The sequence below is a fragment of the Nocardia amamiensis NBRC 102102 genome (genome assembly GCF_001612745.1).
In the GTDB taxonomy this organism is placed as follows: Bacteria; Actinomycetota; Actinomycetes; order Mycobacteriales; family Mycobacteriaceae; genus Nocardia; species Nocardia amamiensis.
In genome coordinates, this window is sequence record NZ_BDBA01000041.1 from 1 (window position 1) to 17,079 (window position 17,079).

At 65.2% G+C, this 17,079-nt stretch carries 17 protein-coding genes; 6 read left to right on the forward strand and 11 right to left on the reverse strand.

What is annotated here, in order from left to right; genetic code table 11:
* Together NA4_RS10580 and NA4_RS10585 are read right to left on the reverse strand one after the other, a co-directional pair.
* A partial coding sequence (locus NA4_RS10580; protein ID WP_157128937.1) for a thioredoxin domain-containing protein occupies nucleotides 1-1,313 on the reverse strand: 1,313 nt, incomplete at its 3' end.
* 105 nt (nucleotides 1,314-1,418) lie between these two features.
* Nucleotides 1,419-2,063: a hypothetical protein gene (locus tag NA4_RS10585; protein WP_157128938.1), complete on the reverse strand. Its 645-nt coding sequence runs from the start codon at nucleotides 2,061-2,063 to the stop codon at nucleotides 1,419-1,421.
* A gap of 591 nt (nucleotides 2,064-2,654) precedes the next feature.
* On the opposite strand from NA4_RS10585, the gene NA4_RS10590 reads away from it, so the two are divergent.
* On the forward strand, nucleotides 2,655-3,299 hold the full coding sequence (locus tag NA4_RS10590; protein ID WP_245671255.1) for a maleylpyruvate isomerase family mycothiol-dependent enzyme: 645 nt from the start codon (nucleotides 2,655-2,657) through the stop codon (nucleotides 3,297-3,299).
* Nucleotides 3,300-3,617: 318 nt separating this feature from the next.
* Here the strand turns inward: NA4_RS10590 and NA4_RS10595 are convergent, their stop codons facing one another.
* From NA4_RS10595 to NA4_RS10620, 7 genes are all read right to left on the reverse strand, one after another.
* Nucleotides 3,618-4,514, reverse strand: a complete 897-nt coding sequence (locus tag NA4_RS10595) for a GNAT family N-acetyltransferase (RefSeq protein ID WP_067467848.1) — start codon at nucleotides 4,512-4,514, stop codon at nucleotides 3,618-3,620.
* Nucleotides 4,515-4,729: 215 nt separating this feature from the next.
* The gene (locus tag NA4_RS10600; RefSeq protein ID WP_169811012.1) at nucleotides 4,730-5,476 is read right to left on the reverse strand and encodes an ESX secretion-associated protein EspG; all 747 of its coding nucleotides are present in this window, start codon (nucleotides 5,474-5,476) and stop codon (nucleotides 4,730-4,732) included.
* Between the two features lie 17 nt (nucleotides 5,477-5,493).
* Nucleotides 5,494-6,849 (reverse strand): PPE domain-containing protein, encoded by a 1,356-nt coding sequence (locus tag NA4_RS10605; RefSeq protein ID WP_067467855.1) that lies wholly within the window; start codon nucleotides 6,847-6,849, stop codon nucleotides 5,494-5,496.
* 14 nt (nucleotides 6,850-6,863) lie between these two features.
* Nucleotides 6,864-7,253, reverse strand: coding sequence for a hypothetical protein (locus tag NA4_RS10610; protein WP_067467858.1), 390 nt, complete (start codon nucleotides 7,251-7,253; stop codon nucleotides 6,864-6,866).
* A 32-nt stretch (nucleotides 7,254-7,285) separates the two neighbouring features.
* The gene (locus tag NA4_RS39005; RefSeq protein WP_169811013.1) at nucleotides 7,286-7,816 is read right to left on the reverse strand and encodes a DUF3558 domain-containing protein; all 531 of its coding nucleotides are present in this window, start codon (nucleotides 7,814-7,816) and stop codon (nucleotides 7,286-7,288) included.
* Between the two features lie 191 nt (nucleotides 7,817-8,007).
* Nucleotides 8,008-8,379 carry a DUF397 domain-containing protein gene (locus NA4_RS10615; RefSeq protein ID WP_067467861.1) on the reverse strand — a complete coding sequence of 124 codons (372 nt, stop codon included), beginning with the start codon at nucleotides 8,377-8,379 and terminating at the stop codon, nucleotides 8,008-8,010.
* Nucleotides 8,376-9,242, reverse strand: a complete 867-nt coding sequence (locus tag NA4_RS10620; protein ID WP_067467864.1) for a helix-turn-helix domain-containing protein — start codon at nucleotides 9,240-9,242, stop codon at nucleotides 8,376-8,378. Before NA4_RS10620 ends, NA4_RS10615 begins: the two co-directional genes overlap by 4 nt.
* Nucleotides 9,243-9,477: 235 nt before the next feature.
* On the opposite strand from NA4_RS10620, the gene NA4_RS39010 reads away from it, so the two are divergent.
* The 5 genes from NA4_RS39010 (at nucleotide 9,478) to NA4_RS10640 (ending at nucleotide 15,712) form a co-directional block, all read left to right on the forward strand.
* Nucleotides 9,478-9,696 carry a hypothetical protein gene (locus NA4_RS39010; protein ID WP_245671257.1) on the forward strand — a complete coding sequence of 73 codons (219 nt, stop codon included), beginning with the start codon at nucleotides 9,478-9,480 and terminating at the stop codon, nucleotides 9,694-9,696.
* 68 nt (nucleotides 9,697-9,764) lie between these two features.
* Nucleotides 9,765-10,784 carry a DUF4254 domain-containing protein gene (locus NA4_RS10625; protein ID WP_245671266.1) on the forward strand — a complete coding sequence of 340 codons (1,020 nt, stop codon included), beginning with the start codon at nucleotides 9,765-9,767 and terminating at the stop codon, nucleotides 10,782-10,784.
* Nucleotides 10,785-10,844: 60 nt separating this feature from the next.
* Nucleotides 10,845-13,685, forward strand: a complete 2,841-nt coding sequence (locus NA4_RS10630; RefSeq protein ID WP_067467871.1) for a DEAD/DEAH box helicase — start codon at nucleotides 10,845-10,847, stop codon at nucleotides 13,683-13,685.
* A 526-nt stretch (nucleotides 13,686-14,211) separates the two neighbouring features.
* Nucleotides 14,212-14,934 (forward strand): DUF8020 domain-containing protein, encoded by a 723-nt coding sequence (locus NA4_RS10635; RefSeq protein WP_157128939.1) that lies wholly within the window; start codon nucleotides 14,212-14,214, stop codon nucleotides 14,932-14,934.
* A 16-nt stretch (nucleotides 14,935-14,950) separates the two neighbouring features.
* Complete coding sequence (locus tag NA4_RS10640; protein WP_157128940.1) at nucleotides 14,951-15,712, forward strand: DUF8020 domain-containing protein; 762 nt, start codon at nucleotides 14,951-14,953, stop codon at nucleotides 15,710-15,712.
* 57 nt (nucleotides 15,713-15,769) lie between these two features.
* Here NA4_RS10640 and NA4_RS10645 read toward each other — a convergent pair whose 3' ends face one another.
* Together NA4_RS10645 and NA4_RS10650 are read right to left on the reverse strand one after the other, a co-directional pair.
* Nucleotides 15,770-16,222, reverse strand: a complete 453-nt coding sequence (locus NA4_RS10645) for a hypothetical protein (RefSeq protein WP_067467880.1) — start codon at nucleotides 16,220-16,222, stop codon at nucleotides 15,770-15,772.
* A gap of 191 nt (nucleotides 16,223-16,413) precedes the next feature.
* Nucleotides 16,414-16,992 (reverse strand): TIGR03086 family metal-binding protein, encoded by a 579-nt coding sequence (locus NA4_RS10650; RefSeq protein WP_067467883.1) that lies wholly within the window; start codon nucleotides 16,990-16,992, stop codon nucleotides 16,414-16,416.
* Between the last annotated feature and the right edge of the window lie 87 nt (nucleotides 16,993-17,079).

Sequence of the window (17,079 nt, forward strand, 5' to 3'; positions counted from 1 at the left end):
CATTCCGGCTCGTCCAGCGCGGCCGCGGCTTCGGCGAGCGCGGTGATCGCCATCCCGTTCCACGCGGTCACCACTTTGTCGTCGCGCTCCGGCTGCGGACGCCGGTCGCGCGCCGCGATCAGCGCTGCTCGAATGTGTTCCAGGCGGGCGTTGTCCTCCGCGCCGGTCGGCTCGGTGTACCTGGTCAACACGGAGGTTCCCTGTTCGAAGTTCCCGGCGGTGGTGACACCGAAGAATGCGGCGGCCCACGCCCCGTCGATCGCACCGAGCGCACCAGCCAGTTCGGCCGGGGTCCACACATAGGTCGCGCCTTCGACGCCCGGTTTGCCGGGCTCCAGGTGCGTATCCGCGTCCAACGCCGAGGCGAAGCCGCCCTGCGCGGTACCCAGGTCGTCGAGCAGGAACCGCACGATCTCGCGCGTGACCCGGTGCGACAACGATTCCGGCAGCGCCGACGTCGTGCGCCGCGCCAGGTGCGCGTAGGCGCGCAGCAACTGCGCGTTGTCATAGAGCATCTTCTCGAAGTGCGGCACCACCCACGCGGCATCGACCGAATACCGCGCGAAACCACCGCGCAGCTGGTCGTAGATGCCGCCGCGCGCCATCGCCTCGGCGGTACGCGCGACCACATCGAACACGGCCGGTTCGCCGGTCCGCTCCCAGTGCCGCAGCAGGCCTTCCAGCAGCGCGGACGGCGGGAACTTCGGTACGCCGCCGAAGCCGCCGTGCTTGCCGTCCTCGTCGCGCAGCACGGTGGCGACGGCGTGTCCGAGCAGCTCGTTCGTGATGGTCAGATCCGCTTCGGGCAGCCCCGCCGTCTGCTCGCGCAGCGCCGCAGCCACCTGCGCGGACGCTTGGTCCACCTCGTCGCGGCGCGTGCGCCAGGTCTCGGTGATCGCGGTGAGCAGCTGGGTGAACGACGGCATGCCGCCGCGCGGCAGTTTCGGGTAGTAGGTGCCGCAGTAGAACGGTTCGCCGTCCGGCGTGAGGAAGCAGGTCATCGGCCAGCCGCCCTGACCGGTCATCGCAACAGTGGCGTTCATGTACACCGCGTCGAGGTCAGGCCGCTCCTCCCGGTCGACCTTCACGCAGACGAAGTTCTCGTTCATCTGCTCGGCAGTCGCCACGTCCTCGAACGACTCGTGCGCCATCACATGGCACCAGTGACAGGACGCATACCCGACCGAAAGCAGGATCGGCACGTCCCGCTCGCGCGCTTCGGCCAGCGCCTCGGCATCCCACTCCCGCCAGTGCACGGGGTTGTCCGCGTGCTGGCGCAGGTACGGAGACGTCGCCATTCCGAGCCGGTTCATGGCTCCACCGTACGACCCTTCCCGGCGCGGCGCGTAGACCAACTCCTCGACTCTCCGGTGGGTGCGTAGCCCGCTCCCGCCACAGCCCCACGCCAGACCAGCGGGTCAGCGGTTCGGATATGGCGGCTGGCCGTACGGCGGAGCCGGATGGACCGGGGGTGGCGCGGTTAAATGGCCGTAAGGCTGGGGAGGCTGCTGGCCGTACTGCGCGAACGCGGGCTGACCATATGGCGGTGCGGGCTGGGGGCCGTACTGCGGCGTTGATTGACGACGTGCCGCGATCCACCGGCCGGTCGGACTGATGGCGGCGAGGACAAGTGTCGCCAGCGTCAGCACGCCGACGACTACCGGCTGCAGGCCGAAAAGCCCTACCAGCGCGAGCCCGATAGCCAAGTTGATCAAACTCAATGCGCTACCGACGATCACCAGAACTCGGCCGACAGTCAATCGACACAGCAGCAGGATGCCGCCCAGAATGAGCAGGAACGCCACCAGTCCGGCCACCGCCACGCCGACCAGCGCAAGACCTGCCAGAGTGTCGAAGATCCGCGAATTCAGCAACGACACGAGACCGTACGTCTCCCAACCGCCACCCAGCAACGCGAGCAGTCCCGCCGCGATCCCGGTGCCACCACTCGCCGAAGATTGGGGCGCCCCATAGCCATGGCCCGGCAACTGCGGATGCGGGGGCGGATAGCTGCCCGGTGCGGCGCCGGGCCAGCCGTGCTGGAAGTTCATATCGGTAGTCATTCCTCCTCGTTCGCGGCGGCCCACACCGTACCCGCGGTCGGCCCGCCTTCCATGCGGCACTGGATAGATGCCCGGCTACCGGGCTGGCTACACCTGCCGTGGCCTGAATACAAATTTGCTGACTCCCGGTTTGCCCGCGAGCCGGGCGGCGGCCAAGCTGTCGCACGCGCGGCGGGACATCGGACAACGCTCGAAGTCAGCGACGGCACCGAGGATGCTGGTGCCGCAGCTGGCGCGATCGCCGCAAGCAGGTCCGGTTGTGCCCTGCCGAACATCTGGTGTTGATCATCTTGACTGTTCTGGTGAATCAGAGTTGTGAAGTTCCGCAGCGGTTGCGTCGATGGCTGGTCGGCAGTCGTTCGGGAGGTGGTTCATCAGGAGGCTGACGGCCCCTGATGGTGTGCTCGCGTTTCCGATGTGAGATCGGTGTTTCGTGCGCTGCCGATGAAGGATTCGTGGGCCAACTGTCGAGGGCTTCGGTGGAGGCGAGCTGGGATGACCATCCAGGGCGGGTGTGCATTCTGTGGAATCTGATGTGTCCGCATTACTCTCGTTGTGCAATCTCGTGAAATCGGTTACATCGCAGGCGCGGTGACCGGCGGCGGTTTGATACTCATTGCCATGGTTGACATTCGCGATCTCGCTCGATTAGAGCGAGCCGACTTTGCTGACCTGCTGGCCCGACTGTCACCACAGGACTGGCTTGCGCCGAGCCTGTGCGAGGGGTGGTCCGTACGCGACGTGGTCACGCACACGATTGGCTATCTCGGTCAGAGCACAGCCCGCTTGGCGATCAACATGGTGCAAACACGAGGGGACGTCGACCAACTGAACGCGGCGAAATTGCCGAACTACTCCGGGAAAGAGCCGCACGAACTCGTCGAGTTGATGCGCCGGGGCATCGAACCGTCCGGTGCCGGTGCGCTGTACGGCGGGCGAGTGGCACTGATCGAATGCCTCATCCACCAGCAGGACATTCGTCGGCCTCTGAAGCAAACACGCATCATCCCCGAGCAGCGACTTCGTGTCGCGCTGAACTACGCACGCATCAGCCCGGTAATTCGAGGGGCCCGCCGCACGCGCGGGGTGCGCTTGGTGGCCACCGACATGGACTGGTCGGTCGGCCGCGGACCCGAGGTCCTCGGGTCCGGCGAGGCTCTGCTGTTCGCTATGACGGGACGGGTGGCAAGAGTCGCGAGCGAATTGGATGGTGATGGCACCTCACGTCTCGGGTGACCAACTGCTGTCATCACTCGCCATGAGGCATCAGAATTATCTGTGCTCCAATCCGAGAGGCACGCTCAATTCGGCATTTTCGGACGTCGTTGGAGCCGAAGGTCATGGTTGAGCCGGGACGGGCGGGGCACAGATGCGGTTCTGCAGGGCTGGTCAGAGGTTGGACCGCCCCGCGACGCTCCGGCGCGGCGGCCCGCCGGTGTCGTACTGGTAACCCTGCATATTCGATGCGGTCGTATTAGAGCTGATCCGCCGGACTCACCGCGGGCTGTCGTCGCCTGGAGTCGGCCCATTCACATATGGGAGAGAGCACCTGATTCACGTTGTTTCTGTGACCACACGTCGATGTTCAAACCAGATTCCAGGGACAGTCGATCCGTTCGGCAAGGGCTGCGGTCGCCGGTCCATTACCGTTGCGCCGATCTTGTCGCAGATGCGCTGCACCGCGAGATTCGACTCGTTCGTGCCGATCTCGACGCTGGTATATCCGGCGTCGTGGAGCGCGTCGACGAGTGCAGCCACCGCTTCGCTCGCATAACCGGCTCCCCGGTGACTGGCGCCAATCCACCAACCGATGGAACGCGACGATGTCTCGTCGCCGGTGGGGTGCACAGTTGCGCCACCGATCACGGTTGCATCTGACCGCGACTCGATCACGAGAAGCCCCGGAGTCGGGTGGCCGCCGCCGACAGCCTTGATCAGTGCCCGGCCATTTCGTTCTGTCCAGCCGTTGCTGGCGAGCATCGCATCGTCGATCGTGGCTTCGAGCGATATTGCGTCCTTCGGCGCCGGTCGGCGCAGGGTGAGCCGCGAGGTCTCGATGTCCCGCAGCACGTCGTAGCGCGCACTGGTTTCCATGTTGGCGAGTTCGCTGACGCGCCACACCCAGATCCAGCCCGCGACGAGGACGGTGGCCACCACGAGCAGCAGCCAGACACCAACAATGAGTTCGTTTGCGGCGGAAGGTAATCCGGCCGCAACTGCGACGCCGATGACTGCTGCGGGAACCCCGAGGACTGCGATCCATCCCGCCAGCCCAAGGGTGGCACGCCGGGGCCAGCGCTGAAATGCCGCTTTGGCAGAGGCGATTCGCCAGGTCGGGAACATGCGCGAACGATACTCGATTCCGTCGTATTCGTCGCGGATCCGAACATTGCGTTCGGCGTAGATCCCGAGTAGGAAGCAGCGGACCTGTAGCACCTCACGATTCGTCACAGGGTGGGTCGGCGTTCACCCGGAACTACCGGGTCAGGAGAGACCGGAATCGACATACGGACGGGTAGATCACGAAAAAGTGGGCCAGAACCACAGATGGGCCGGAGTTGACAAAACCCATGGAGTCGGCGGCCGACCTGCATATGCCCCGGTCACCACCGACCCGCACGACATCGCCCGCCGGGCCCCGCGTAGCGGCCGCACCACAGTTTCAGCTATGACCAGGCTTTCTCGCGCGCCTCGCGCATCGCCTGATCGATGCGTTGCTGGATTTCGGCCTCCAAGCGATCCTTGGTGACCGGGGTTGCTACGAGCCGTTCGGAGACGTGGATCAGGTAGCGGCCCTCGTCCACGAAATCGACCACCTGGAGGTAGCGGCCGCCCTCTTGCCAGCCGTCCAGAGCCGGGCCGGTGTCGATCCTGATTTCGACGTACGTGCGGTACGGGCGCTTGAAGAAGCGGGTCGCCTCCTCGCGTGGGGTGCGGGTGCGGGATGCGGTCCAGGCGCGTTCTTCTGGTGTGAGGTCTTGGCGGTGAAGATCGAGGCCGGGCGCCGAGCCAGGGGGAACGTCCGGAAGGATTGCCGCAATGCGCTTCACGACGGCGCTCGGTGAGTGCAGGAAGATCAGGATGTCGCCGCCGGATTCGATATCGGGGCCTGGGTGTTGGGCGGCAACCGTGCCGACGCCGTCATCGATGCCAGCGCTCACGCGGACCATTCGATCGCGGCCGTCGCGCCGGTAGCCGAGCATCTCGACTCGCACGCGCGGCTGAGCCAGCGCCTGCAACGCCCGGTACAGGCTGTCGTCGTCACCCATCTTGTCGACTAAAGATTGTGCGGCACTGCGGCATTCGCGATCAAAATCCAGTTGTGTCTCCGCTTCCGTGCGAAAAGTCAACGGGAACGGTATGCGGTCGCGGCCCATCGCCTCCCACGCGACGTGGAACTCGATCGGCGGCAACCGCCATGAGTTCGTCATCAGTCGGTGGCGCCGATCACCGGGGGCACGGTCCGGACCTCCGGGCCGAGTAGCTCTTCGTGCACCCCGCGCAGGTAGTCGGCCGATTCGTGCTCTTTTTCGTCGTCATCGCCCTTACCCCGGCCGGGCGGCATCATGCCGCCCGGCATACCGGCCATGCCTGGCCGTCCGCCGCCGACACCGGTGGGATTCGCGGTGGGGGTGCCGGCGGGTTGCTGACCGGGAATACCGCGTCCTGGCCCACCAGGCGGTGAACTGGGACTTCCCGGCGAGCCGGGGCTTCCGGGCGAACCCGGGCTGGGGTGGTAACCGGCCGGGGTAGTCCCGGGCGACGTCGGCGCAGGTGACGTCGCATTCGGGTCCCGGCCGGTCGGATTGTCGCCGAGCGGATTCTGCGGCAGTTGGAGGCTGGACGGAGTCGTCTGCGCCGGGTCCGTGGTGGACGAGGGATCGGGACTCGGCCCGCTCGGCTGCTGTGCGGGATTGCCCGTTGACGGATTCACGCCGCTCGGCCTGGGCGAATCGGTGATGCCGGAGGGAGTTGGCGGCCAACCCGGCGACGAGGGATCGGATGGCTGAATCGGGCCGGGGATCTTCGGAACGTTCGTATCCGCCTGTAGCGCAACCGGCGAATACACAGTCCGCATAACCTCGTTGGCGCGGTCCTGCGCTTTTTGGGCACGGCCCTGGTCGGCCATCAACTGCCCTACGGACGAGGCCGAACCCAGCCCAGGTATCACCGAGGCGACACCGTTCAGCAGGGTTCCGGCGAGTGAGGTCGAGCGCTTGTCGGTTTCGTGCGGCACCTGGTGGTACACCTGGTTGAATCCGGAGTAGGCCTCTTCCATCTTGTTCGCGACGATATTGGCGGCCTGCTCCAAGTTGTGCACATCGTTCACATACCGCTGCACGCTCGCCAGCGCTCGATCAGCAGCAGCACCCTGCCAACCCTGCCCGATCGCGCCGTTGATATTCGCCTGGAATTCCTGCGCCTTCTGGAGGGTCTTCCCAGCCAGCTGTTGCCAACCGAGGACGCTGTTCCACATGTCCGTGAGCTTTATGGAATTGACGAATTCCATGATCTTGGAATGCGGCATGGAGACGAATTGCTCCATGACGGCCGGAACAACCGGCGGCAGGTAATCACCCTGGAAATTCTGCGTCAGAGCAGCATTCTGCGCGTACAGCTTCGTCCGCGCATCGTCCCCCGCCGTCTGCGCATCTTTCTGCGCCTGGTTCGGCTCGGGAACGTTGTGCTCGAACAACGCCCCAACCCGCTCACCGAGATACCCGAACACTTGAGGACTCACGCTGGAATGACGGCCCAGGTTGCCCAGAAATTCGGTGATACCCATTGCTCCCCCTCCGATTAGACCTGATCGCCCACGCTGGTGATCGCCTGCTGAGTGCCCTGATCTGCGGCTTTGTACGCCTCACCGGCCTTGCGGAACATCTCGGCCATCTGCTTGACAACCTCGATGTGCTTGGTGACCGAATCCCTATACGATCCGGAACCAGGGCCACCTATAGCAAGGTCATAAAACTTCGCGGCAAGGGCCTTCGCGGAGTTCAAGATGCCGAATGAGTCGATGTTTACAAGTCGGTCCGCACCAGCGTGTAGCGTGTTGAGCTCCAGAATGTAGTCATCACACATCTTCACACAACGCTCGGCAACATCAGTTTGGAACATCAGCCGTCCGGCAGTCGCCTCACCGGCAAGGAACTTTAATTCGTTTTTCATGTCGGAAATGTCGCCCATTATACCCTCCCTGGATTCACGTTCGAACGGTTCTAGCTGGGAATTGATCCGTTCAACGCATTCGCTGACCGAAGGGCGAGGGCGCATAGATCATCGGGCCTACCTTGCTCCGAGGCAAACCGTCTAACCATCAATTGTATCGTTCCTCGCGAGGTACCGAAAACGACTCCACAGTTGCTGGCCGCCGCATTGTCGACTCTTTGATTGAAGGTCATCGCCTTACGGCTACCGAGCTGCGCATCACGGAAATCGTGGAAAATATCGTTCGACTTGAATTCAGCAACACTGTGGTTCGTCGAATAGACATCCAGGAAGTACCAGCTACTTCTCCATGCACATCCCTTCCACGAGTCCCGAGCAACTAAGAAGGGATTGTCGTCTTTGCTCGCCGGATCAGCACCCGCGGCTGTAATCGCATCGGCGGGCAACGTGCACGGATCGTAAAGGTCAGCCTTGCTCAGACTTGCAACCGTGCTCTGCTGCGGCTCCCCCGACAGATCCTGCCCACACCCGGCCACCGCCAGCACCGCGCACAGTCCGACTGCCACCGCAATCGCTCGCATACTGGCCCCTCCCCGGTCGCTGAGACAAAAGTCCGCCCCACCATAGCAATTGGGATGCCAACCGTCGACACGTTCCACCGCCCGCCACAGCCACTGACGTGCTGGGGACACATGTCGGTCAGCGATAGTCAGGCGCGACTGCTTCGCAGAAAGCGTCTGAGACCAGGCGTCAGCCGCAGACCGCAAGTGGCTCAGGCAGCGATGAGGCTGAATTCGCCAGCGCGGATTCCGGCCACGAATGCATGCCATTCAGCGCAGGTGTATACGAGGGCCGTGCCGTCGACTGCACGAACGACAGCACCACCGTCCGGGGTTCTCTTGATGGAAGGGATGCCCCTTGCCGGATCGGTCGCCAATCCCGCTGCTGCATTCAGGAATACCGGCCATGACTCGGCCTCGATGACGATGATCGGCTGTCCGGCGGGATCGTTCGACGGGTCGCGCAGATATTTGCTGTCACGCAGGAGTATCGTCTCGCCAGCGAAGTTGACCTCGACGCACGAGGCGCCGCCGTTGTTGCTGTAGGAACTCTTCTGCCAGCCGTGGCGGAGTCTGGTGGTCATCTACGCTCCATCTTCTTGTACTTCAAGATGCGACTCGAAATCGCGTCGACACTCTCGGAGGAAGACATCGCCCTACTCCGCAGTCGCTCAGCCGCAAGTGCGTACAAGTCTACTTGTCCCTGTTCCTGCAGGTAGAGAGCGCCTGTATGGTACTCGACATAGGCGATGCTGCGCGCCTCGGAGAAGTTCAGCAGGATGAACGATCCCGTCAGCCCCTCGTGCACTGCGACCTGTGTCGAAATCACCTGGAGCTCTATGGTGCCCAGTTCCATCAGCTCCAGCAGATGTTCCAGCTGCCGACCCATTACCACCGGACCACCAACTGGTCTATCGAGTACGACTTCCTCGACAACAGCCCGAAGTCGGAGCGGCTTGTCCACCTCAACCAGGCGTTGACGGGCCATCCGCGCTCGAACAGCCTGAGCTGCGTCCATGGGAGGTATGTGCAGGCTGTCGGCCAGTAGTGCGGTTGCGTAACCAGGTGTCTGCAACTGCCCTGGCATCACCTTGTCGGCGTACTCGAATTGACTGTCCGCCAAACCTTCCAGTCCGACGAACGTCTTGAACCAGTCGGGCAGAACCTCCCCGAACGGTGCCCACCAAGTTCCGTGATCAGCGCGGCCCGCAAGCGAGACGACTCGTTCCACATGCTCGATATCGACGTGGTAGTACCGCAGCAGCTTGGCTACTTCGTCGGGATGCTGGGCCGTCTTACCGGCCTCCATGTAGCTGAGCTTCGCTGGGGTGCAGCCGATGTGCTTGGCCGCGTCTGCCTGCTTGATCCTGGCATGCTCTCGCGCCGCCCGGAGATCGTGACCGACCAGGAAGCGCAACGCGGATGGATCTGAACGGTCGTCGCGCATGTCGCCCTTTCGCCGTCGTAGACAAGGTTCGTTGAAGCTACCTCACCAACATCGGCTGAAAATTCAACGCGATGCGTAATTTTAAGCTTAAATCGATGCATCAACCGTTGGGACCATCGGGTTCCGTTGACCGAGGCAGGTGGGGGTCATGACTGTGCAGGTGATCAGAGGTTCGTTCATGTCAAGCGACCGCACGGCGCACCGTGCGAGGTCGGTCGGGCAGGGTTGTTGGGCGGTGAGCTTTCTACCTGGGAGGACGCTCACGACCGATCAAGCCGTGGCCGCGTTGCGTGCGGCCGAGGAACTCGGTGCGATCCAGGAGTTGGCTCGTGCGGTGGGATTGACCGCAGCCGAGCTGGCAGGTCTGGCGGCGGCCGAATGCCTTTGGGCGCCAGCGGAAAGCAAGCGGCTTCGGGATCGGCTCCGGCTCGGCCGCACGGACGAGTCGCGGTGACGAACGCTATGACGACGCCGCTGCCGTCGAAAGACATGTTGCTGGAAGCCTGCGCTGGAACTGTGCCGATGCGGCATCCGGTGCTAGTGGCCGCGCACGAGCTGGCCTGCTTGCATCGGGCACGACGTTTGGCCGATGCAGCGCGGCTCATTGAGATTGATTGCGCCAGGGCCGGTTTGGTCAACGAGATAGATCGCTGGGTTGCGACTACGATGCCGCCGCCGTACGGCGCTGCCACCATGCATTCGGAAACGGTGGGCATGGTCGTCGATCGGCTCGTCCAGTTCTCCATCAACGCCTACGCGGCACTTACCAACGGCACCCCGGATGCGCAATTGCACTATGCCTGGCGGCGGTTGGCGGAGTTGACCATTGCGTATGCCGACCTCGCTGCCGAGGTCGCCGCTCGAACGCGCGACTGCCCGATCTCGCCGCGCCGCAAGTCGAAGGCAATGGAACCCATCGGAGCGGTGACCATGACTGACAACCACAGAGCAGCCGCTCATGCCCTGCTCGAGCAGATCCGCCGTATCGGTGCGAGCAACCGCATGGCCCTCGAGGCGGCGACCGTCGCCTTGAGCGACCGCGAAAAGGACATGTTGGCCAGCCAACTCACCCGCGTTGCCGCACACATCGCCGCGCGGGGAGGCAACGCACGCGGCCTGCCGCTACCGGAGGCGGCGCCTGGCGGCGGGACCGATCGCATCGACCTGTCGGCACAGCTCAATGCTGTTCCGGTCGCGGAGATGTTCGTCCGCAACACCCTGCACAAATGGGGGTGGGCCGGCGTGCTGGTCAACGCCGAACGTGTTACCCATGAGCTGACGACGGCGTTCGTCACCGCGATCGAGCACCAGGGCCTGGCGACCCCGACGCGGATGACGCTGCGCCTACGGGCAGTGTCGTCCGCCCGGTTGGTGGTCGAACTCCACGACTCTCCTGAGAACGCCACCATCATCGGCGGGGCGGGGCGGTTGATCAGCGAGTGTGTCGAGCGGATCAGCGTGCGGTACGGGCGGCACAGCGCTGGCGGACGGACCGTCTTGTGGTGTGAGTTGGAACGCCCGCAGCCGTCCCACGGGCGGTAGCGGCCCGATGGGACCCGCTGGGCCCAACTACGCTGCGCGCTCGAGTCGATAGGAGCTTTCGTGGAACAGACCGTGGGGCCGCAGTTGTGGCCGCACCAGGTCGAGGCAGTCGAGAAAATCTCTGCTGAACTAGGCAAATCCAGCGCCGATCGGCAGGGGTGCCGCCGGGCGACGGCGGTGGCCGCCTGCGGCACGGGGAAGACGATCGTCGGTGCCGAGTGCTCCCGGCGGCTGGCCCCCGACGGCCGGGTACTGGTCCTCGTACCGACGTTGGAGCTGCTGGCCCAGACCGCACACGCCTACGCCGCTCATCTGGGTGCGGCGGCCGGAGTGATCGCTGCGGTGTGCGGCGACCACAAAGCCACGGAATTGGCGGCCGAGCTCCGGGCCGAGATGGACCACCTGCATGCCCCGGTCACCACCGACCCGCTGGAGATCGCCCGCCTGGCCGGGCGTCGCGGCCGCATCACGGTCTTCGCGACCTACGCCAGCTTGTCCGTGATCCTCGCTGCGCATGCCGAACACCAGCTGCCACGCTGGACGATGGTCGTCATCGATGAGGCGCATCGCACAGCCGGGGTCAAGGGCCGCTGGGCGCAGGTACACGACGATCGGCTGCTGCCTGCCCGGTGTCGTCTGTACTTGACGGCGACACCGCGGATCATGACAGTCGGCGGCGCCGACATCGTCAGCATGGACGACCCGGCGGTATTCGGCCCACAGGTATTTCACCTGCCGTTCGCGGCTGCCATCGACACGGGTCTGCTCGCCGACTACCGGGTGGCGGTGGTAACCGTCACCGACGCCGAAGTCGCGAAACTGACTGCGCCGCATCGGGTTGTCACCATCGACGGTCGGGCCGTATCAGCGCGTATGCTGGCGATGCAAATCGCCTTGGCGAAGGCGATCCGCGACTACCGGCTGCGGCGGGTGATCACCTATCACGGGCGGGTGGCGTCGGCGACACGATTCGCGGCGGGCTTGCGCACAGCGATCGAATTGCTGCCCGGAGCAGACCGGCCCGCTCGGCCGGTGCAGGCGCGATGGGTGTCCGGTGACATGGCGCCGCGGCATCGCCGCTATGCCTTGGCGGAGCTGCGTGATCCCGGCGAGTCGACGGTCGTGATCGCCAACGCGCGAGTCCTTGCCGAAGGCGTGGACGTGCCCGCACTGGACGCGGTGATGTTCGCCGACCCGAGAGATTCGGCCACCGATGTGGTACAGGCGGTCGGGCGTGCGTTGCGCCGCGGTCACGACACCGGCAAGACCGCCACCGTCATCGTCCCGATCTTCCTCACCGAGGGCGAGAATCCCGAAGCGGCACTGGATGGTTCGGAGTTCGACACGGTATGGCGCGTGGTGCGGGCGCTGCGCGCCCACGATGAGCGCATCGCCGACTACCTCGACGCGCGGCGGCAGGACAGCTGGCGCCGCGGCCGTGCATCCCGCGACGCCGAGCCGGTGCCGCGATGGCTGCACATCGACGGCGCACCAGCGCACGTCGGCGACGAATTCCACCGCTCGATCCTGCTGCGCACCGTGGAGACCACCACCTCGGCGTGGTGGGAGAACTACGGCGCACTGGTCGCATTCCACGCCGAGCACGGCCACCTCACCGTGCCGAAGACCTATCGCACACCGCGCGGCGGTTCACTGAGCGCGTGGCTGGCGGCCTGCCGCCGGGCCTACCGCGCAGGCCTGCTGCCCGCCGACCGCGCAGCCAGGCTGGAAGCGCTCGGCATCAACTGGACACCACAGCGCGGCTGGCAGCGCGGCATCTCGGAACTATGCGCCTACCACCGCGAATACGGCACGGCCGAGGTGCCGCACGACTACGTCACCGCCAACGGATATCAGCTCGGTGCCTGGCTGGGTGGCCAACGGCGACGCCACCGCGACGGCCTGCTCACCGACGCCGAGTCCGCCGAACTCCGAGCCCTGGGCATCGATCCAGCCGACCGGCGCCGCCGCGACCCGAAACACGAAGCCCGATGGGCCGGAAATATCGCCGCCGCAGCGGCTTTTCGCGCCGAGCACGGTCACCTCGACATCCCCGATGCCTACCGCACACCCGAAGGCCACAACCTCGGCAAATGGCTGCGGCACTGCCGCGACAACTACGACGCGGGCACCTTACGTCCCGAGCGCATCGCACAACTGGAAGCACTCGGCGTCGATTGGCGCCCATTTCAGACCCAATGGCAGCGGACCGTGGACGCACTGCGGGCCTTCCGCGACGTACACGGCCACCTCAGCGTCCCGCAAGGACACGTCACCAGCGACGGGCTCCAGCTCGGGAGATGGCTGAGCAGCAATCGCAGCAAGTACCGACTCGGGCAACTGGCACCCGAACGCATCGCGCAACTCGACGAATTGGGTGTGGACTGGGATCCGATCGAAACCGCATGGCGCACCGGCGTGCACCGACTCACCGAATACCACCGCCGAAACGGCACCGGCCGCGTCCCACTGCGATACGTCACCGCCGACGGCTACAAGCTCGGCAACTGGGTCAACACCCAACGGCGCAACTACCGCGCAGGCAGACTCACCGCAGACCAGATAGCGGCGCTCGAGACGCTCGGCATGGATTGGGAACCCTTCGAGACTTTGTGGGACAAGGCGATCGACGCACTCATCGCCTACCGGAAAGAACACGGCACCGCCGATGTGCTGCAGAAGTACGTCACCGCCGACGGCTTCCACCTGGGCACCTGGCTGTCCACCCGCCGCAAGCAATACCGCACCGGCACCCTCGACCCCGCTCGCGCTGCCCAACTGGAAGCACTCGGCGTGAGCCTTGAAGCACTCGGCGTGAGCCTTGCGTCTTCACCGCGCGGCACGCGGCGCCACTCGTCCGCCGTCTCCACGGACAGACGCGGACGTGGGGGCGCACGCTAGTCGGTAAGTGGCCATTGGCCGACATGCGCTTCCGGCGCACGGCCGAACGCCTCGGACCATCCAGCGGCGTGTTAGCCAAACCATCGCTTCCGGGATCGCCACCGATCGAACGCGGGCTGCTGTGGCGCCGCACCGGGCGCCAAGGCCCATATCCGGGCTTTCGCCGAAACCGTCTGCGAGATCGCCGGAATCGACCCGTAGTGCTCCAAGCCGAATCCTGCCAGCGAGATTGCGCCACCGAACCCAGGTACGGCGGTGCCGGAAGAGGCCTACCGAAGCCGCAGTCGACCGAATTCTGCGAATCGATGACGCAATCGTCAGCTATGAAGATATGCTCACTTCGTGCTCCAACTCGCGGAGTGCACCGCAACAACAAGAACCAGCCGACGTCAGCCGGGCTCGCCAGACCATGGCGCGTCCCACGCAGCGATCCCTATCGAACTCATCGATTCGACCTTCGCGCTGATGCGGCTCCTGTTCTTCACCCGGGCTTGCCGGGCGAGGAACCCAAGGTAAGGAAAGATCAATGCCCCTTCGCACAGCTGCGTGGGCAGCAGTATTCACCGCAACTATCGGCGTGATCGCGACCGCGACGGCCGACGCCGAGACCCACCCGCCGCACGTGGCCTACCACGCGAACGTCGTCGACCGGTCGGTGATCACCACACTCGATCACGGGGTGTTCGCCCTCGCCGGAGACCGGCAGTCGGTGGTGGTGCGCAACTCCGCCGGACACGAACTCGAAGCGCTGCCACTGACCTTCAGCATCGACGGACAGCTGCTGCCGATTCGATATGACATCTCCGGTGACAGCCGCACGCTGACCATGACCCCGGACACCGAAGGCATACGCCGCAACGAATCGAACCTGATCGCATCGCCTTTGGAGAACCAACTGGCGATGAACGACCTGATCAATGCGGTCAGCATCGGCACATCGCTCGGTAGCTTGATCGGCACCGCGATCGGTGCGGCCGTCGGAATCGGCGTCGGATTCGTTCTGGCAGGAGCGGCATGCGCAGTCATCAGTCTCGGCTGCGTGGTCACGGTGCTTCCGATCATCGGCCTCGTGGGAGCCGTAGGCGGCCTCGCCGGGCTGGTGCTGGGTGGCGGGCCGACCGCCGCCTACGCGCTGTACGAGTACGTCACCACGCTGCAGACCCCGCCGGGTGGGACCAAGTACGCCCCGCACGTTCAGGGCAGGCCCGGTGGGGTCCCTGCTCCCGCTGATGCATCGCATGGGCAGTGACGGTCGAGGAACGATCATGATCAAATGGGCACCAACCCTCTTGGCCGCGACCGTCGCGTTCCTGGCGGTGGCGTCTGCGCCGGCGTCGGCGGACGTCGAAACTCTGCCGTCCGACCGGTACCGCGTCGATGTCATGGGGCAGTCCGTGGTCACGACCCTGGACGGCGCGACCTTCGCTCTTGCCCCAGACCGGCAATCCGTTTCCGTCCTCGACCTCGACGGCCAGCTGCTCACCACTCTCCCGTTGGCACTGACGATCGACGGCGCACGTCATGAGATCGCGCAGCAGATCACAAGTGCGGGACGAATTCTCACGCTCACCCCGGACCTCGCATCGCCTCGGCACCGAGCGCAGCCGGCCGCCTCACCGCTCGAGGAGCAACTCGCTCTCAACGACCTGTCCAACAACCTGACCCGCGGCACGCTGGTGGGCACCGTCGTCGGACTGGCTGTCGGAGCCGTCGTCGGAGCCGTTCTCGGCCTCGGCTCATGCCTTGTCGTCGGCCCTGGTTGCCTCGCAACGGCGCCCGCGGTCATCATGGCGCTCGCCGCGGGCGGCGGCCTGGCCGGTACGTTGCTCGGCGGAGGTATCGGACTTGCCGACGGCTTGTGGAAGTACCTCACGACGCGACAGGCACCACCCGGCATGAGTCCCTATGCAAACCAAGACGATCTGCTCGATCCCAACGGCACCGGCGTCCCGGATGCCGAGCTCCGGCTGCCGAGTGGGTCCGCGGGCGGGCTGCGGAGCGGATCATTCAGCGGTTCCGGCCGCTGACCGAACTCTCCGCCCTCCGCGGACAACTGGGTCTAGCGGTCGCGGCTACGGCGTCTGTCAGATCGCCGCGAGAGCCATTGCCGCGACCCACAGCTCCAACATGATCGCCTCTTCGCCCGGCCGGCCTTCGTCGGCCGGGCGGAAGGTGACCACCGGGTCTGTCTGCGGCTGGTCGCGGAATTGCACGGCCTTCCACATGTTGCCCCGCGCATCAGCGGTCCACGCGACCATCGCTTCGGCCGATTCACCCGCACGTTCGGCCAGTACTTCGTCGCGGTATCCGAAACCCCATAACGTCGCACGCGGGGCACGCGAGAAGATCAGCGTCGAAAGGTCGTGAATCGGTGGTTCGTCCGTGGGCATTATCGGCTGCGGCATGACGCCGACTCGATCCGGTCCCGCCAAGGTGAGGCCGAAGAATACGGGGGCGGAGTCGCTGTACAGGTCGAGCAATTTCGCTGTCGTGATTCGTATCTGCTCGTCGGAGGGATACAGGATCGTTCGCGGCATTGGTCGGTGGCACCTTTCAACAGGTGGGCAGGTCCCGCCCCCTCCGGCCCGGCGCTCGGACTGCCAGCGCGCCCTCACTGAGCAGACCGCTGCACTGTCGCGGTGGGCGAATGGTCGGCTCGCTCAACCCTAGTGCCTTCGGTAGAAGTCCAGGGACAGAATGAGCTGACGACAGCGTTCGTCGGCTCCTGCTACGGCGTCCGGGCCAACACCTCGCGCCCGACATAGCCCAAGAGCCGACGGTGCGCCGGTTCTTCCTCGGCGACAACGACTTCCGGTCCGAAAGCACCCCGCGCTCGGAAGGCATCTATCCCGCCCATCGCGCGCATGGTGGCGAGCAATTCGCGGCAGAGTTCGTCGTCGGCGAGATCCGGCCGGTCGATGGCCACCGCGATGTCGACACCGTGGACGACAACTTCGGTCAGATGCACCAGCGCCGCCGCATGGCCTGGCAGTTCTCCCAGCGAAATGCCCACTGTGCCATCCAGCGCGCCCGGCCGGTGCCACGCGGCGCGATCCACCTCCGCCGCCGCGGCGTAGGCGCCCTGCGGGTCACCGCCGAGCCAGTCGGAATCGTGTTCGGCGCCCGCATCCGTGCCACTCAACGCGGCGGCGACGATGTGCATGCCGCCGACGGTGTGATTGAGCACGGCGCGCACATCCCAGTCCCGGCACGGCGTCGGCGCCGCCAGGCCGGCCACTTCCACAGCGGCGACGACCGCGCCGGTCGCGTCGAGTGCACGGTCGATCTGTCCGATCACGTTGTCCATGGTGTTCCTTCAGTCGAGCGGTTTGGCTGAATTGGTAACACAGGACACCGACCGGCGCGCGGTATTGCGAACACCATATTGCGCAAA

What these genes read in the sequence shown, in the direction of transcription:
- NA4_RS10585 (WP_157128938.1), bottom strand. Translation starts at nt 2,063, where the DNA reads ATGACTACCGATATGAACTTCCAGCACGGCTGGCCCGGCGCCGCACCG.
- NA4_RS10605 (WP_067467855.1), bottom strand. Translation starts at nt 6,849, where the DNA reads ATGGGTATCACCGAATTTCTGGGCAACCTGGGCCGTCATTCCAGCGTG.
- NA4_RS10610 (WP_067467858.1), bottom strand. Translation starts at nt 7,253, where the DNA reads ATGGGCGACATTTCCGACATGAAAAACGAATTAAAGTTCCTTGCCGGT.
- NA4_RS39005 (WP_169811013.1), bottom strand. Translation starts at nt 7,816, where the DNA reads ATGCGAGCGATTGCGGTGGCAGTCGGACTGTGCGCGGTGCTGGCGGTG.
- NA4_RS10615 (WP_067467861.1), bottom strand. Translation starts at nt 8,379, where the DNA reads ATGACCACCAGACTCCGCCACGGCTGGCAGAAGAGTTCCTACAGCAAC.
- NA4_RS10620 (WP_067467864.1), bottom strand. Translation starts at nt 9,242, where the DNA reads ATGCGCGACGACCGTTCAGATCCATCCGCGTTGCGCTTCCTGGTCGGT.
- NA4_RS10625 (WP_245671266.1), top strand. Translation starts at nt 9,765, where the DNA reads ATGCGGCATCCGGTGCTAGTGGCCGCGCACGAGCTGGCCTGCTTGCAT.
- NA4_RS10635 (WP_157128939.1), top strand. Translation starts at nt 14,212, where the DNA reads ATGCCCCTTCGCACAGCTGCGTGGGCAGCAGTATTCACCGCAACTATC.
- NA4_RS10640 (WP_157128940.1), top strand. Translation starts at nt 14,951, where the DNA reads ATGATCAAATGGGCACCAACCCTCTTGGCCGCGACCGTCGCGTTCCTG.
- NA4_RS10645 (WP_067467880.1), bottom strand. Translation starts at nt 16,222, where the DNA reads ATGCCGCGAACGATCCTGTATCCCTCCGACGAGCAGATACGAATCACG.
- NA4_RS10650 (WP_067467883.1), bottom strand. Translation starts at nt 16,992, where the DNA reads ATGGACAACGTGATCGGACAGATCGACCGTGCACTCGACGCGACCGGC.